Origin of the sequence: Micromonospora arborensis, from assembly GCF_003205615.1 — a bacterium.
In the GTDB taxonomy this organism is placed as follows: domain Bacteria; phylum Actinomycetota; class Actinomycetes; order Mycobacteriales; family Micromonosporaceae; genus Micromonospora; species Micromonospora arborensis.
Genome location: NZ_PYBV01000003.1, coordinates 156,811 through 172,126, shown reverse-complemented (window position 1 = coordinate 172,126; position 15,316 = coordinate 156,811). Strand labels below are relative to the sequence as shown.

Annotated in this window: 15 protein-coding genes and 2 pseudogenes; 10 read left to right on the top strand and 7 right to left on the bottom strand. The window is 70.0% G+C overall.

Annotated elements, in window-relative coordinates; all coding sequences use genetic code 11:
- Positions 1-3 precede the first annotated feature (3 nt).
- Positions 4-468 (top strand): hypothetical protein, encoded by a 465-nt coding sequence (locus C7C45_RS02485; protein WP_110561980.1) that lies wholly within the window; start codon positions 4-6, stop codon positions 466-468.
- A gap of 52 nt (positions 469-520) precedes the next feature.
- On the opposite strand, the gene C7C45_RS02480 is transcribed toward C7C45_RS02485, so the two are convergent.
- Positions 521-1,465: an inositol-3-phosphate synthase gene (locus C7C45_RS02480; RefSeq protein WP_110561979.1), complete on the bottom strand. Its 945-nt coding sequence runs from the start codon at positions 1,463-1,465 to the stop codon at positions 521-523.
- Positions 1,466-1,743: 278 nt separating this feature from the next.
- Here C7C45_RS02480 and C7C45_RS02475 point away from each other — a divergent pair, with 278 nt between their 5' ends.
- Together C7C45_RS02475 and C7C45_RS02470 are read left to right on the top strand one after the other, a co-directional pair.
- Positions 1,744-2,994, top strand: a complete 1,251-nt coding sequence (locus tag C7C45_RS02475; protein WP_110562064.1) for an HNH endonuclease signature motif containing protein — start codon at positions 1,744-1,746, stop codon at positions 2,992-2,994.
- 56 nt (positions 2,995-3,050) lie between these two features.
- Positions 3,051-3,254, top strand: a pseudogene (locus tag C7C45_RS02470) (transposase); the annotation flags it as partial.
- Between the two features lie 43 nt (positions 3,255-3,297).
- Here the strand turns inward: C7C45_RS02470 and C7C45_RS02465 are convergent.
- Together C7C45_RS02465 and C7C45_RS02460 are read right to left on the bottom strand one after the other, a co-directional pair.
- A complete protein-coding gene (locus C7C45_RS02465; RefSeq protein ID WP_110561978.1) occupies positions 3,298-3,540 on the bottom strand; it encodes a hypothetical protein in 243 nt (80 codons plus the stop codon).
- A gap of 75 nt (positions 3,541-3,615) precedes the next feature.
- Positions 3,616-4,176, bottom strand: coding sequence for a GNAT family N-acetyltransferase (locus C7C45_RS02460; RefSeq protein WP_167454612.1), 561 nt, complete (start codon positions 4,174-4,176; stop codon positions 3,616-3,618).
- 196 nt (positions 4,177-4,372) lie between these two features.
- Here C7C45_RS02460 and C7C45_RS02455 point away from each other — a divergent pair, with 196 nt between their 5' ends.
- The 4 genes and pseudogenes from C7C45_RS02455 to C7C45_RS34715 all read left to right on the top strand — a co-directional run bounded on the left by C7C45_RS02455 (position 4,373) and on the right by C7C45_RS34715 (position 7,781).
- Positions 4,373-5,200 (top strand): ABC transporter ATP-binding protein, encoded by an 828-nt coding sequence (locus tag C7C45_RS02455; RefSeq protein ID WP_110561976.1) that lies wholly within the window; start codon positions 4,373-4,375, stop codon positions 5,198-5,200.
- A complete protein-coding gene (locus C7C45_RS02450) occupies positions 5,197-5,994 on the top strand; it encodes an ABC transporter permease (RefSeq protein ID WP_244200203.1) in 798 nt (265 codons plus the stop codon). The genes C7C45_RS02455 and C7C45_RS02450 overlap by 4 nt, the downstream gene beginning before the upstream one ends.
- Positions 5,901-7,067: pseudogene (locus tag C7C45_RS35650) on the top strand (sensor histidine kinase); the annotation flags it as partial. The gene C7C45_RS02450 and the pseudogene C7C45_RS35650, both read left to right, overlap by 94 nt.
- 69 nt (positions 7,068-7,136) lie before the next feature.
- Complete coding sequence (locus tag C7C45_RS34715) at positions 7,137-7,781, top strand: response regulator (protein WP_244200212.1); 645 nt, start codon at positions 7,137-7,139, stop codon at positions 7,779-7,781.
- 153 nt (positions 7,782-7,934) lie between these two features.
- On the opposite strand, the gene C7C45_RS02440 is transcribed toward C7C45_RS34715, so the two are convergent.
- Both C7C45_RS02440 and C7C45_RS34710 read right to left on the bottom strand, forming a co-directional pair.
- Complete coding sequence (locus C7C45_RS02440; RefSeq protein WP_244200202.1) at positions 7,935-9,242, bottom strand: helix-turn-helix domain-containing protein; 1,308 nt, start codon at positions 9,240-9,242, stop codon at positions 7,935-7,937.
- Positions 9,243-9,258: 16 nt separating this feature from the next.
- The gene (locus tag C7C45_RS34710; protein WP_244200201.1) at positions 9,259-9,456 is read right to left on the bottom strand and encodes a hypothetical protein; all 198 of its coding nucleotides are present in this window, start codon (positions 9,454-9,456) and stop codon (positions 9,259-9,261) included.
- Positions 9,457-9,716: 260 nt separating this feature from the next.
- On the opposite strand from C7C45_RS34710, the gene C7C45_RS02435 reads away from it, so the two are divergent.
- Positions 9,717-9,944: a winged helix-turn-helix domain-containing protein gene (locus C7C45_RS02435; protein ID WP_110561973.1), complete on the top strand. Its 228-nt coding sequence runs from the start codon at positions 9,717-9,719 to the stop codon at positions 9,942-9,944.
- A 137-nt stretch (positions 9,945-10,081) separates the two neighbouring features.
- Here C7C45_RS02435 and C7C45_RS02430 read toward each other — a convergent pair whose 3' ends face one another.
- Together C7C45_RS02430 and C7C45_RS02425 are read right to left on the bottom strand one after the other, a co-directional pair.
- Positions 10,082-10,489 (bottom strand): type II toxin-antitoxin system VapC family toxin, encoded by a 408-nt coding sequence (locus C7C45_RS02430; RefSeq protein ID WP_244200200.1) that lies wholly within the window; start codon positions 10,487-10,489, stop codon positions 10,082-10,084.
- 37 nt (positions 10,490-10,526) lie between these two features.
- Positions 10,527-10,766: an AbrB/MazE/SpoVT family DNA-binding domain-containing protein gene (locus tag C7C45_RS02425; RefSeq protein WP_110561971.1), complete on the bottom strand. Its 240-nt coding sequence runs from the start codon at positions 10,764-10,766 to the stop codon at positions 10,527-10,529.
- 146 nt (positions 10,767-10,912) lie between these two features.
- Between C7C45_RS02425 and C7C45_RS02420 the strand changes: the two genes are divergently transcribed.
- Positions 10,913-13,063: an alpha-1,4-glucan--maltose-1-phosphate maltosyltransferase gene (locus C7C45_RS02420; protein WP_110561970.1), complete on the top strand. Its 2,151-nt coding sequence runs from the start codon at positions 10,913-10,915 to the stop codon at positions 13,061-13,063.
- On the top strand, positions 13,051-15,153 hold the full coding sequence (gene glgB / locus C7C45_RS02415; protein WP_110561969.1) for a 1,4-alpha-glucan branching protein GlgB: 2,103 nt from the start codon (positions 13,051-13,053) through the stop codon (positions 15,151-15,153). Before C7C45_RS02420 ends, glgB begins: the two co-directional genes overlap by 13 nt.
- Positions 15,154-15,316: the final 163 nt, after the last annotated feature.

Here is a 15,316-nt window from a genome sequence, read left to right as displayed (position 1 = left end):
GACATGCGGTACGACGAACTCGAAGCGGCGGTCCTCCAGTTGGTCGTCGCGGCTGGCGAGGACCAACTGCGCGTCTTCGGCCTCGACACAGTCACCCGGCTGGTCCGGGCGGAACTGCTCGACACCGTCGCGGACGACGAGCTGACCGAGGACGGGTGGGCGGCGCTGACCAGCGCTCGCGAGAACGTCCGGACGGCCGACGCGACGGAGTTACGCGCCGAACTGGAACGGATCGAGGCGGGCATCCTCGCCGACGGCGACCTGGATCAGGGGCTCCTGATCGTCATCACCGCGCTTGAGCACTGGACGACCTACCTGGAGGAGAACGGGCGCGGGGAGCTCTTCGAGCTCGCCATCCGGTCCATCGAGGAGGTCGACTTCCAGGTCTCGGCCGATCTCGACGACTTTCTCGCCACCCCGGAGATGGCCGCCGAGTACGACCGGATCCGGAGCCTGCTCACCGCGTAATCCGCGGCCGGCCTGCGCGGCCGGCCTGCGGGGCCGGTCTGCGGGGCCGGTCTCAGATCGCCGTTCCAGGTGGTGATTTGAGCATCGGCTTCGCCTCGGCGACATGTCCGCCCTGCCCTTTTCGGAGCGCGCTGGCTGCCATCCGAATCAGGTCGATGTTGACCCCCGCGGCGCCACTCGGGTCATGCACCTTCAGCTTCACGTCGAGGCTCACCGCCGTCTCGCCCCAACCCTGCGCCTCAAGATTGAGGTGCGCCACCTTCTGCGACTTGAGCTGCGACAGGTAACCGAGCGGAGCCAACTGCACCTTGTCGGCCGCCGACAGAGCGTTGAGCTTGGACTGGTGTTTCGAATTCGGGTTCTCGACCAGGTTGCGGAAGTCTTCGGTGCCGCCCAGATTTACCTGGTAGGAACTGACCAGCGTGAGGCCCCGCTCCGCGAGCAACCGCAGCAGCGCGTCGTGCAGCACCGAGGTGCCGAACTGGCTCGCCAGGTCGTCGCCGAGCAGCGGCAGCCGGGCCGCTTCGAACCTGCCCAGCAGCCCTGGGTCGCGGGCGATCGGGTCGGCGGTGGTGTTGATGAAGGCGACACCTGCTCGGTGGGCGGCTTCCGCGTAGGCCTGGGCGGTCTCCGGCCGGCCACTCGGCGCCGAGTAGAGCAGCACCTCCGCCCCAGCCAGCGCCGCTGCCACCCGGTCGACCTCAGTCGCATCGACAAGCCCCTTGGTCACGGGGACGTTCGCCGTGGGGAGTTCGCAGTCGAGCTTGGGGAAGTTGTTGGGCGCCAGGAAGATCGCCTCGGTGAGGTCCCTGCCGATCTTCTCGTCGGACCTGGCGAAAGCCGCGACGAAGTCGATGTCACCGACCCCGAGCCCGTCGATCACCGGCCGGCGGATGCCGACCAGGCTCCCGGTCTGGCGGTGGAGAGCAATCCCCTGCACCAGTGCCGACGTGTTGTTGCCGACACCGACAACCGCGACTCTCACCCGTTCGATCATGGACGGGAGGCTACTCACCTGAGGGCAAATGATCCACGAGAGCAAGATCAATTCCGACAGCTGCCCCAGGTTGTCCGGCCCACCCTCCCGCCGAGCAAGGGGCTCGGCCTGGCGCCGCCTGCGCCTGGGCCCCCGCCTGCGCTTGGGCCTCCGTCTGCGCTTGGGCCTCCGTCTGCGGCTGGGCCTCCGTCTGCGGCTGAGGCTGGGCCTGGGCCTGCGTCTGCGCCTTGGCCTGCGCTTGGGCCGAAAGTGTCGTACACCTGTTCTATTCTCTGGTGGTGATCGATGCGTTGGAGCAGGCCGAAGCCGCAGTGGTGGCCTGCTTCGACGCGTCCGCCTGGGCCGCTTCCGAGCCTGATCTCGTCGCGGCGTTGGATGCCACGCACCGCCTTGAGCAACGCCTGGCGGCGGTCAAGCTGACCCTCGTCCGGGAGTTGGACGGTCGCGGCACCGCCACCGCGCAGGGCGCGTCCTGCACAGCCGTCTGGCTGCGCGACCGGCTACGCCTCGGCGTCGGCGCGGCCCGCCGACTCGTCGCGCTCGCCGCGACATTCGACACCAGCCCGGCCGGGGTGCGCGACGCCCTGGCCGGCGGATTGGTCGACATCGAGCAGGTCCGAGTCATCGCCGAGACGGTCGAGACCGTCCACACCACCGCCGGGCCGGCGGCCGCCGACAAGGCCGTCGGCGTCCTCGTCGACTGGGCGGCACAATTCGACGCCACCCAGTTGCGCAAGCTCGGCACCCGGATCCTCGACCACGTCGCCCCCGAGATCGCCGACGCGGCCGCCGAAGCGGCCCTGCGGGCCGACGAGTCGCGCGCCGCCCGCGACCGACACCTCACCATCAGCGAACAACCCGACGGCCGACTACGCCTCACCGGCATCCTCGACACCGAGGCCGCCGCCCTGCTGCGCACCGCCATCGACCCACTCACCGCACCCACCGGGCCCGACGACACCCGCACCCCCGGGCAACGCCGACACGACGCGCTCGCCGACGTCTGCCGGCTCGCCCTGAGCGGCGGCGACCTCCCCGAAAGCGGTGGCGACCGTCCTCAACTCGTCGTCACCACCACCTACGACGTCCTACGCCAACAGCTCACCACCGGCACCCTCGACACCGGCGGACAGCTCAGCGCCGACGCGGTGCGCCGCCTCGCCTGCGACGCCGCCATCCTCCCCGCCATCCTCGGCGGCAACGGCCAACCACTCGACGTCGGCCGACAACGCCGCCTCATCACCGGCCCACTCCGCCGCGCCCTCGTCCTGCGCGACCGCGGCTGCGCCTTCCCCGGCTGCGACCGACCACCCCGCTGGTGCGATGCCCACCACATCCAGCACTGGACAGACGGCGGCCCGACGTGTCTGGCTAACGCGGTCCTGCTCTGCGGCCACCACCACCGCCACCTCCACCACAGCGACTGGACCGTCCACCTCGCCAACGACGGCCAGCCGGAGTTCATCCCACCCGCCTGGCTCGACCCCGACCAGGTCCCCCGCCGCAACCACTACCACCGACGCATCTAGGTGTCTGCCCTGTCGATCTTGTATTGATTGATCGTTGACGCTGCGTCGGTGGTGAGCTGACCGATGAGGCGTGGGCGATGATCGCGCCACTGCTGCCGGAGCCGGGTGGTGCGCGCGGGCAGTGGCGGGATCACCGGCAGGTCATCGACGGGATCCTGCGGAAGCTGAGTATGGCTGCGGCGTGGCGTGACCTGCCGGAACGCTTCGGGCCATGGAGGACCTGCCACGAACGGCTTCGCCCATGGACGGCGGACGGAACGTGAGATCGGATCGTCGCGGGCTCCGATGACCCGATGACTCGCCTCACGCTGTGGCTTGCGCAGAGCTGACGAACCAGGAATCCGAACCGACATCGATGGGCTCATCAACCCAAGGCTGCACGATGGCGGCAAGCGGCGCTGTCACGGGCCACACGTCCACGACCCACCCGCCGGGCGTCACCTCAACATGCGCGCGCAGCGGCTCGATGACCTCTGCTGGCAGCTCCCATGAGCATTCGAGGACATCGTCCACACCGAACTTCTCCACTATGTCGACCACAACCACAGCGAGACTCTAGCCAAGACGCCCTGCCGCACCGATCCATGATCGGCAGGAGAGGCCCGGGGCGGTGTTTCACAGTCAGAGCATGCTGTGCTGGGTCTTACCCGCAGCGTGTAGCGGCAGTTCATAACGGCTGACCGTGGTGACGGGGCCTTGCTGTTCCCGCTGCCCCGGAGCACCTCCCACGGCCACGTCACCACGATGAACGAAGCCGGACGCCTCGTAGTAGGCGCATAACCGGAGGTTGGAGGCCACGCAATCCAGGCGTAGGGCGTGCCGGCTGCGATGGAGTGCGGTGTCCGCAGCCCACCCCAGAATGACGGCGCCGAGGCCGCCGGCCCAACGACGCACTGCCATCCTGTGGACGTACGCGGCTTGCCCGCCGACGTCGGCCCAGATGGGATCGACCCAGTCCAGCGTGACAGTCCCGGCGGTCTCGTTGTTGATCTCGATCAGCCAGGTCTCGCCGCGGCGAATCGCGTCTTCGATCCAGGATGGCTCGAAACGTGCGGGCCATTGACTGATACCGCGTTCCCGCAGCCATGCCGCCGCCTCATCGAGCACGATGAGCACCTCGGGCGTGTCGTCGACTCCGGCACGCCGGAAAATGACGTTGTCGTCGCTCCCGCCGGTCACCACCCGGCCATGATCGCAGAGCGCCCACCCGCACCCGCCACCGAATATCGTCGATGAGTTGGTGTTTACCCCATTTCGACGGCGCCGGGCCAGCGCCGGCAGACCGGGTCCGCCGGCCGGTGTCCGTCGACTGGTTGACAGCCCGGGTCAGTCCTCCGGTCGTCCCGGGGCGGGTGGGGTTCCGGCTTTGCTGATTCCCATGACACCGATCGAAGTTCACGGCCTCCGTAAGACGTACGGTGGCACGGCCGCAATCGACGGAATCGACATGTCCGTCGACGGTGGCGAGGTCTTTGCGCTGCTCGGCCCCAACGGCGCCGGTAAGAGCACCACCATCGAGATCCTCGAAGGCCACCGTCGCCGCGACGGCGGCGACGTTCGGGTCCTGGGGGAGGATCCCGGCACGGCTGGACGGCGGTGGCGGTCCCGGATCGGCATCGTGCTGCAGTCGGCCACCGATGCCGGCGACCTCACGGTCCGGGAGACCGTCCGGCACTTCGCCGGCTACTACCCCTCGCCCCGCGACCCGGAGGAGGTCATCTCCGCCGTCGGGCTGGCGGCCAAGGCAGACGCGCGGATCAGGTCGTTGTCCGGCGGGCAGCGGCGCCGTGTCGACGTGGCGCTGGGCATCGTCGGCCACCCGGAGTTGGTGTTCCTCGACGAACCGACCACTGGGTTCGACCCGGAGGCCCGCCGGCAGTTCTGGGCTCTGATCCGCTCCCTCGCCGCGGATGGAACCACGATCCTGCTCACCACCCACTATCTCGACGAGGCCGCCGCCCTGGCCGGCCGGCTCGCCATCATGGTCGGCGGGCGGATCGTCGCCGCGGGTACACCATCCACCGTCGGCGGCCTCGCCCACGCGCAAGCGACAGTCACCTGGCGCGACGGCGCCGGCCTGCACGAGGTCCGCACCGACTCACCCAACACCGTCATCGCGCAGGCCGGCCCGGACATGACCGACCTGCAAGTCCGCCGCCCCAACCTGGAGGACGTCTACCTCGACCTGATCGGAGCCCGGTCATGACCATGCCATCCGTGCTCTCGAACGGCCGCTCCCGGGGCTACATCGAGGTCCTCCAGCTGATCCGGCAGAAGGACGCGGTCATCTTCACGTTCGCGTTCCCGGCGCTGCTCACGATCCTGCTCGGCTTGATCTTCGACACGCCCGTCATGCCCGGCTCACCGACCACGCACAGCCAGGTCTTCGCCGCCGGCATGATCGCCTACGGCATCCTGTCCACCGCCTTCATCAGCATGGGTATCGGCATCGCCGTCGACCGCGGGGACGGCACCCTCAAACGCCTGCGGGGTACGCCGGTCACCGCCGGCGCCTACTTCCTCGGGAAGATCGTGCTGGTCTTCTTCGCCGCCATCTTCGAAGTCGCGCTGCTGCTGCTCGTCGGCGTACTGATGTTCGACCTGCCGCTACCCGCCGATGTCTCGCACTGGGTCACGTTCGCCTGGCTGATGGTGTTGTCGGTGGTCGCCTGTACCCTGCTGGGCATCGCCGCGAGTTCCCTGGCCAGCTCGGCCCGCAGCGCGCCGGCGGTGCTCAACCTTCCCGTGCTCGTCCTGCAGTTCACGTCCGGCATCTTCGTGCACATCGCCGCGCTGCCCTCGGCGATGGTCAACGTCTCGGCGCTGTTCCCCGTCAAGTGGATGGGGCAGGGGTTCCGCTCGGTGTTCCTGCCCGACGCCCTCGCCTCAGAGGAGGTGGCAGGCTCATGGGAGCCCGGCAGAACCGCTCTGGTGCTGCTCGCGTGGTGCGTGATCGGCCTGGTGCTGAGCCTGCTGACGTTCCGGTGGTCGCGCCGGTGACACTTTCGCTCTGGGATCTGCTCTACATCGTCGTGGTGGGGGCGGTCGTCGGCTTCATGCTCGTCGACCGGGCCCCCGGCGTCCTGAGCGCCCCGGCCGCCTCGATCCTGCTCGTGCTCTGCCTCGCCTGGTATGCGGCGCTGCGGCGGTTACCGCTCTCCGGATGGCTCTTCGCCACCGTTCTCGGATTGCTGCACCTCACCGCCGTCTGGCTCGACCACACCGCATCGTTCGCGCTGTTCGCCTGGGGGGCGATGTTGTTCGCGGCGCTGCCGTTGCGTTCCGCGATCGGCGCCGTCGCGGCACTCGACCTGCTGCCGATACCGATCGCCCTGCTCCGCGACGGCACTCTGGCCAAGGTTCACGGCTTGGTGCCGCTCACCGTGCTCGGCCTCGTGTTCGCCGTCGTAGCCGGCACCTCCATCAATCGCATCACCGCCCAGAACGAGGAACGTGCCGTGATGATCGCCGAGTTGTCCGCCAGCCGCGCCGAGGTCGCCCACCTCTCCCACGAGGCCGGCGTCGCCGCCGAACGAGCCCGCCTCGCCGCCGAAATCCACGACACCCTTGCCCAGGGCTTCGCCAGCATCATCACCCTCGCCCAAGCCGCCGAAACCACCACCGATCCGGCTACCGTTCAGCACCGCCTCACGCAGGTCGCCGACACCGCTCGCGAGAACCTGGCCGAGGCCCGTGCTCTCGTTGCCGCCCTCAGTCCCGCCGACCTGCACACGTCCGGCCTCGGCGACGCCGTACGTCGGCAGCTGTCCCGGCTCGCGTCGCAGACCGGGATCCGCACCGCCTGCCACCTCGACGAGCGTCTTGCCGAACTGCCGACCGCGTCGCAGGTCGTGCTGCTGCGCTGCCTGCAGGAGGCCCTCACCAACATTCGCAAACACGCGAACGCCACCACCGTCGACGTTCAGCTCACGACGGCCGGCACCGGTGTCGTGCTGACGGTCGTCGACGACGGCGTCGGCTTCGCCGCTCCTGCGCCCGGCTCCGTCTCTGGATTTGGGCTCGCCGGCATGCGCCAGCGGGTCGAACAAGCCGGCGGCGCGTGTCGCGTCGACAGCCCCCCCCGGCGTCGGCACCACCGTCAAGGTCGAGCTCTCATGACCCACGCGTCCAGCGAAGCTGCCATGATCCGCATCCTGCTGGTCGACGATCATCCCGTCGTCCGCGACGGCCTGCGCGGCATGCTCGAATCCGAACCCGATCTGACCGTCGTCGGCGAGGCCGGCTCCGGCGAGGAGGCCGTCACCGCCGCGCACACCCACCACCCCGACGTCATCCTCATGGACCTGCGGATGCCCGGCCTCGATGGCCCCGGCGCCACCGACCGCATCCTCGCCGCGCTGCCACAGACCCGGGTCGTCGTCCTCACCACCTACGACACCGACGCCGACATCCTCCGCGCCGTCGAAGCGGGCGCCTGCGGGTACCTCCTCAAGGACGCCACTCGCACCGACCTCACGGCCGCCATCCGCGCCGCCGCCCGCGGCGAGACCGTCCTCACCCCGTCCGTCGCCGGCCGCCTCGTCCAGCAGGTCCGCAACCCGCCCCGCCCCGCCACCACCCCGATCCTCTCGGCCCGCGAGGTGCAGGTCCTGTCCCTGGTCGCCACCGGCCACACCAACGCCGACATCGGCCGCGTCCTGCACATCACCGAGGCCACCGTGAAGACCCACCTGCTCCGCGCCTTCAACAAACTCGACGTCAGCGACCGCACCGCCGCCGTCACCACCGCGATGGCCCTCGGCGTCCTCCCACCGGCCCACTCCTGATCTGCTCCATCTCGCATCTGATCTCCCCCTGCCCGAGGTCGCCGCATCAGGTCGCTTCCAAAGGAGTCGGACAGCAGGAGTAGACGCGGTGACGAGGCCGTCGACCAGTCAGGCCCGTCGTCAAGGCGGTCCGCGCGCCGAGTTCGCCCGACGTCACCCGACACGGAGGGTGGCGGCGAGTTGCGCCAGGCCGGCGGGCGCATCGGCGGACCGCGACACGACGGCGACCAGCTTCCGTACGGCCGGTCGGTGGTGCACCTCGCTGTGGGCGGTGCGTTCCGCGTCGAGCAGCGTCCGGCCTGCCCTGAGCAGGTCGCCGGCCAGGGCGTGAGCGCGGGCTACATCAAGGAGGTACGCGGCCCGGTGCTCGGGCGGCAGCCACCGCCACTCGTCGCCGGCCACCAGCCGCTCGTGCCGCCGTGTCGCCGTTGCGACGTCGCCGAGTGCCGCGTCGGCCACCACCCGAGCCGCCTCGACCGCGGCCCGCCCGAAGCCACCGCCACTGAAGCCCGCACCGCTGAAGCCCGCACCGCTGAACCCCGCGCCACCGAAGCCCGCACCGCTGAAGCCACCGCCACCGGAGCCCGCACCACCACGGCCTTCGCTGCTACCGCTGCCGGCTCCGCAGTCAGCACCGCCCCCGTCCGCCCCGACGCGCCGGGCGATCTCGGTGGCCTGGTCGAGCGCCTGGCGGGCGCCGCGTTCGTCTCCCCCGCCTGCGGCGGCGAGGGCCGCCTGGAGGAGCAGCGTCCCGCGCAGCGACGCGCTGACCGAGGACTCAGCGCCGAACCGGGGCGCGCCGATGCGGTCGGCGGCGGCGAGCGCGGCATCCAGTGCGGACCGCCGCCGACCACGGGACCGCAGTGCCTGGCTCAGTGACACGGTGGCGACGGCGGCCATCCGGGGATCGTGAGTTGCCAGGGCGGCGGCCATCCCACGGTCGGCGGCCAGCCAGGCCAACTCCCCCTGGTCGACCTTCACCAACACCAGGGCGATGAGCGCGTACACCGACACCAGCAGAGCGTCGGTCGCACCCGGGCGAGCGGCATGCGCCTCGCGGGCGGCATCGAGCAGGCCGGGCAGCAGGGCGAGCAGCGCCGGGTACCGGGCATGCTGATAACACTGCTCGGCGTGGTCCAGCCGTGCCCGCACCTCTTCGAAGTTCGGCGGCCGGGTCGAGCCCGGCAGGTGGTAGCAGGCCAGCGCCGTCCGGATCCCGTCCACCCCTGTGGCGACCGGAGCCGGCCGCGTGGGCCGGGCGGCCAGCAGGACCTCCACGTCGATGCGGAGCGTTTCGGCGATCTCCCGAAGGTTGGACACCCGCTCCAGCCGGCGTACCCCACGCTCGACCTTGTCCACCCAGCTCTTCGACTTGCCGAGACGGTCGGCGAACTGCTGCTGCGTCATGTTCCGCCGCACCCGCCACTGGGCGACCCGGCGACCCACCGGCAGCTCGTTCACCGCCGGCCCGTCCCGCTCACCGCAGGATCCCAACCACAAACAGCACGAGTACGACCACCGCAATCGCAATGCCGTAGGCGTACTGCCGCCGGGTGAGCGGTGCCCGCGTCGCGTGCGGCGGGCAGGGCACCCGGTCTCCATCCGGCTGCGGCGGCCGGGCACCGGGAATCGGGTACGCGGGCGGCAGCGGCCCATCCGGCAGACGCTCGTCCAACTGTGCCTCCTCGTAGGTGATGTGCGACCGCGAGCGATGGGGTGACGGCAGGCGATGGGGTGACGGCGGGCGATCGGAAGGGGAGCCGGGGCGGGGCGGCACGGGGGAACCACTCCGCCCCGGCTGAGGTACTCCGCTGCTGACGAGAGAACCTCTAACACGACCCAACTTAGGACCCTAAGTAGCCAGAGTCAACACAGGGTCCACACCGTGTTGCGCATGGTGAGAGTCTGAACAGGCTGACGAGAGGTGGTCCCACCATGCCCCGCAAGCCTGTCTACGAGCAGGTCGTCGATGACATCACTACGTCGATCCGAGGCGGCACCCTCAAGCCCGGCGACAAATTGCCGACCATCGCGGAACTCGCCCGCCAGTACAGCTCGTCCGACAACCCGATCAAGCGGGCGCTGTGGATTCTGGATGAGCGGGGCTGGATCGAGGTGCACCAGGGCAAGGGCTCGTTCGTGGCGCCGCAACCGCCCTCCTGAACCAGGCGAGGGCAACCACACCGCGAAGATCCGCACAACTTCGGTGAAGTTGCTGGGTCGACGAGCGTTGAGGCAGCAGTTTCACCGAAAGTACGCGGATCTTGGTAGTGGATGGCCAGACGACGATTGAGCGGCGGTCAGTTGTCTGGTGTGGTCAGCGTCAGGGTCGGGAAGTACGTGCGGTATCGCGACCCATCACGGGTCAGCAGGTGGTATCGGCACACGGCCGCATGGGCGCCGATGTAGAAGTCGGCCAGCGGCGACCGCTTCGCGCCGCCCAGTTTCCGATACCGCGCATAGGCCTTACCCGCGAGGAAGCCCGCCTGGTACGGAAGCTCCTCGCGCAGGAAGTCCCCCGCCGGCAACGCCTCGTCCAGCTCTTCGATACGGTCGAAACGGACCGACACCTCGGCGTACACGATGGGGTTGATCACCAGGTTGCCCGCGTCGCGGGCCTCGGCGAGGGCCGTCCCGGACCAGTCCGCCCACTTGGGGTCCTCGGTGAGGATGTCCAGCAGCACGTTGGTGTCGACCAGGGTCGTCACGGCGTCAGGTGTAAGTGACGGCACGGCGCGGAGCCGGTCACTCGCCACGCAGCATCTCCATCAGCTCTTCGGTGGACATGTGCTCGGTCTCCTTGGCGCTGCCCCGGCCCCGCATGTGGCCGACGAGACGCTGACCCCGGGTTTCGGCACCGTGAACTCGAACGATGCGAAGGGCACCGCCCTCCTCGACCACATCAACCTCGTCGCCCTCATGCAGGTTGTATTGGGCCCGCAACGCCGCCGGAATGGTGACCTGGCCCTTGCTGTTCAACCGCATACCCGACCCCCTGTCACGTGTCACATATGATACGCGACACGTAGAAGGCATGCAGCCGCCCTTGATGAGTTCTATCGGTCGCGCCCGCTCCCCAACGTCGCGTGCTTGACCGCGCGCGAACGGATCTCGCGCAGTAGGTTGGCGGGGTGACTGGACGGTTCCCGATCGAAGACGTCTCCCCCGCCGTCTCGTGCGGGCGGTACCCGGCCAAGGCGGTGGTCGACGAGCCGATTCCGGTGTCGGCACGCGCCTACCGGGAGGGGCACGACGCGCTGGGCTGCAACGTGGTGTGGGCCGGTCCGGACGGCGCACAGCGGCCGTTCACCCGGATGCGCCCCGGCGAGCCCGGCCAGGACCGCTGGCACGCCGTCATCCGGCCGGACGCCGTCGGCTCCTGGACCTTCTCCGTGGAGGCGTTCCAAGATCCGTACCTGACCTGGCAGAACGCGGTGACCAAGAAGATCGCCGCTGGGCAGGGGCCGGCCGACCTGGCCAACGACCTCGCCGAGGGCGCGCGGGTGCTCTCCGCCGCCCGGGACCTCGTCCCGACCGCCGACCGACCGCGGGTCGCGGCGGCGCTCACCGCGCTGCTCGACACCGACCTGCCGCTGCCGCAGCGGGTCGAGGAGGCACTGGCCCTGGCCGACCTGCTCTGGGAGCACCCAGTACGGGAGATGATCACCGCCGGTGACACGTACTCCCTCTGGGTGGACCGCAAGCGGGCGCTCTACTCGGCCTGGTACGAGTTCTTCCCCCGCTCCGAAGGAGCGGTGGGGAACGTCTCCGGCACCTTCGCCACCGCCACCGAGCGGCTGCCCGGCGTGGCCGCGATGGGCTTCGACGTGCTCTACCTGCCGCCGATCCACCCGATCGGCCGGGTCAACCGCAAGGGCCGCAACAACGCGCTCACCGCCGGGCCGGACGACGTGGGCTCGCCGTGGGCGATCGGCGCCGCCGAGGGCGGCCACGACACCATCCACCCCGATCTGGGTACGCCGGCGGACTTCAAGGCCTTCATCGGCGCGGCAGCGGCGCACGGCCTGGAAGTGGCGATGGACCTGGCGTTGCAGTGCGCGCCGGACCACCCCTGGGTGACCGAGCACCCGGAGTGGTTCACCACCCGGGCCGACGGCACCATCGCGTACGCGGAGAACCCGCCGAAGAAGTACCAGGACATCTACCCGGTCAACTTCGACAACGACCCGGAGGGCATCCGGGCCGAGGTGCTGCGGGTGGTGCTGCACTGGGTCGGCGAGGGCATCCGGATCTTCCGGGTGGACAACCCGCACACCAAGCCGTTCGACTTCTGGCACTGGCTGATCGCCGAGGTCAAGAAGGTCGACCCGGACGTGCTGTTCCTGGCCGAGGCGTTCACCCGGCCGGCCATCATGCACGGGCTGGGCAAGATCGGCTTCACGCAGTCGTACACCTACTTCACCTGGCGCACGACGGCGGCCGAGATGCGGGCGTACTGCGAGGAGTTGATCGAGGCGGCCGACTACATGCGGCCCAACTTCTGGCCGAACACGCCGGACATCCTGCACGAGTCGTTGCAGCACGGCGGCCCGCCGATGTTCAAGATCCGGGCGGTGCTGGCCGCGCTGCTCTCCCCGTCCTGGGGCCTGTACGCGGGTTTCGAGCTGTTCGAACACGTGGCCCGGCCCGGTGCCGAGGAATACCTGGACAACGAGAAGTACGAGCTGCGCCCGCGCGACTGGGCCGGCGCCGAGGCGCAGGGCCGCTCGCTGGCCCCGTTCCTGGCCACCCTCAACCGGGTACGCCGCGACAACGCGGCCCTGCACCAGCTCCGCAACCTGCGCTTCCACGAGATCGACAACCCGGCGCTGCTCTGCTGGTCGAAGCACGACCCGGAGACCGGCAACACCGTCATCGTGATCTGCTCGTTCGACCCGCGCGTCGTGCAGTGGGGCAACACCACCCTCGACATGCCGGCGCTCGGCTACGACTGGCACGAGCGGTTCACCGTGTACGACGAGCTCACCGGCACCAGCTACGACTGGGGCCAGCGCAACGCGGTCCGGCTCGACCCGTACCTGCAGCCGGCGCACGTGCTGACGGTGCGCCGGCCGGCCCCGCCGACCGAGCCGCAGCCGGCGGGCGCCGAGCCGGCCGACCTCACCGTCGCCGAGGTGCCGGACGACCTCTCCGGCGGTACCGCGCCGACGACCCCGGCCACGGTGGCGTCCCGGTTGTCCGCTGCCCGTTCGGCTGCCGCCCGCTCGTCCCGTACCGCGCCGACCGCCCCCGCACCGAAGGACGACCGATGGACCAGCTGATCACCGGCGCGACGCACGACCCGCACGCGCTGCTCGGCGCGCACCCCGCCGACTCCTCGACGACGATCCGCACGATGCGCCGGGGCGCCGGCGACGTGGTGCTGCTCGTCGGCGACGAGCGGCACCCGATGAAGCGCGTGCACGACGTCGGCGTCTTCGAGACGCAGGTCGAGGGCACCGTGCTCGACTACCGGGTGGAGGTCGACGGCACCGCGCACGACGACCCGTACCGCTACCCGCCGACCCTCGGCGAACTGGACCTGCATCTGATCCGCGAGGGCCGCCACGAGCGACTGTGGGAGGCGCTGGGTGCCCGCGTCTTCGACGAGGGCGTCGCGTTCAGCGTCTGGGCGCCCAACGCTCGCGGAGTCCGGGTGATCGGCGACTTCACCGGCTGGGCACCCGACGACGGCTGGCCGATGCGGTCGCTCGGCGCCAGCGGAGTGTGGGAGCTGTTCGTCCCCAACGCCCGGGTCGGTGCCCGCTACAAGTACCGGGTGCTCGGCGCCGACGGGCAGTGGCGGGACAAGGCCGACCCCCTCGCGGCGTACGCCGAGGTGCCGCCGGCCACCGCCTCGGTGGTGCACCACTCGACGTACCGGTGGAACGACGCGGACTGGCTGGTTCGGCGGGCCGAGCGGCAGCCACACCAGGAGCCGATGAGCGTCTACGAGGTGCACCTCGGCTCGTGGCGGCCCGGCCTGGGCTACCGCGAACTGGCCGAGCAGCTCACCGCGTACGTCACCGAGCTGGGCTTCACGCACGTGGAGTTCCTGCCCGTGATGGAGCACCCGTTCGGCGGTTCCTGGGGCTACCAGGTCACCGGCTACTACGCGCCGACGTCCCGGTTCGGCAACCCCGACGACTTCCGCTACCTCGTCGACCGGCTGCACGCCGCCGGCGTCGGCGTGATCCTCGACTGGGTGCCCGCGCACTTCCCCAAGGACGAGTGGGCGCTGGGCCGCTTCGACGGCACCCCGCTCTACGAGCACCCCGACCCGCGCCGCGGCGAACACCCCGACTGGGGCACGTACGTGTTCGACTTCGGTCGCAGCGAGGTGCGCAACTTCCTGGTCGCCAACGCGCTCTACTGGTGCGACCAGTTCCACGTCGACGGGCTGCGGGTGGACGCCGTCGCCTCGATGCTCTACCTGGACTACTCCCGCAACCACGGCGAGTGGGCCCCGAACCAGTACGGCGGCCGGGAGAACCTGGAGGCCATCGCGCTCATGCAGGAGGTGAACGCGACCGTCTACAAGCACCACGCCGGGGTCGTCATGATCGCCGAGGAGTCCACCGCCTGGCCGGGGGTCACCCGCTCGACCGCCGACGGCGGGCTGGGCTTCGGGTTCAAGTGGAACATGGGCTGGATGCACGACACCCTGCTCTACACCTCGAAGGACCCGATCTACCGCCAGCACCATCACCACCAGCTCACCTTCTCCCTGGCGTACGCGTGGAGTGAGAACTACGTGCTGCCGATCAGCCACGACGAGGTGGTGCACGGCAAGGGCTCACTGGCCGGCAAGATGCCCGGCGACACCTGGCAGCGGCTGGCGAACGTGCGGGCCCTGCTGGCGTACATGTGGGCGCATCCCGGCAAGCAGTTACTGTTCATGGGCTCCGAGCTGGCCGACGACCGGGAGTGGAGCGAGGAACGCGGCCTCGACTGGTACCTGTTGCACGACCCGGCCCGCGCCGGTGTGCAACGACTCGTCGGTGACCTCAACCGGGTCTACCGGGACATCCCGGCGCTCTGGGCACAGGACACCGAACCGGCCGGCTTCCGCTGGATCGCCGGCGACGACGTCGCCAACAACACCGTGTCGTTCGTGCGGATCGCCCCGGACGGCTCGACGCTGGTGTGCGTGGCGAACTTCTCCGCCCAGCCGCTGCACGACTACCGGATCGGCCTGCCGGCCGGCGGCACCTGGACCGAGGTGCTCAACACCGACGCGCACCACTACGGCGGGTCCGGGGTGGGCAACCTGGGCGAGGTGCGGGCCGAGGACGTGCCGTGGCACGGGATGGTGGCGTCCGCAGCCCTTCAGGTCCCCCCACTGGGCGTCATCTGGCTTCGCCGCGACTGAGCTCCCCCACCGCCGCCCGGCCGACGGGTGACTGTCGTGTCGGTCACTACTGTTAGCCTCCCCCCTCGTTGATCAGTCTCGGCCAATTCGCCACGCAATCCGGCCGATCTGCCACTGGGGAGGGCGGTCCTGATGGGCTGGGTAGCGGTGGGAGACTCGTACG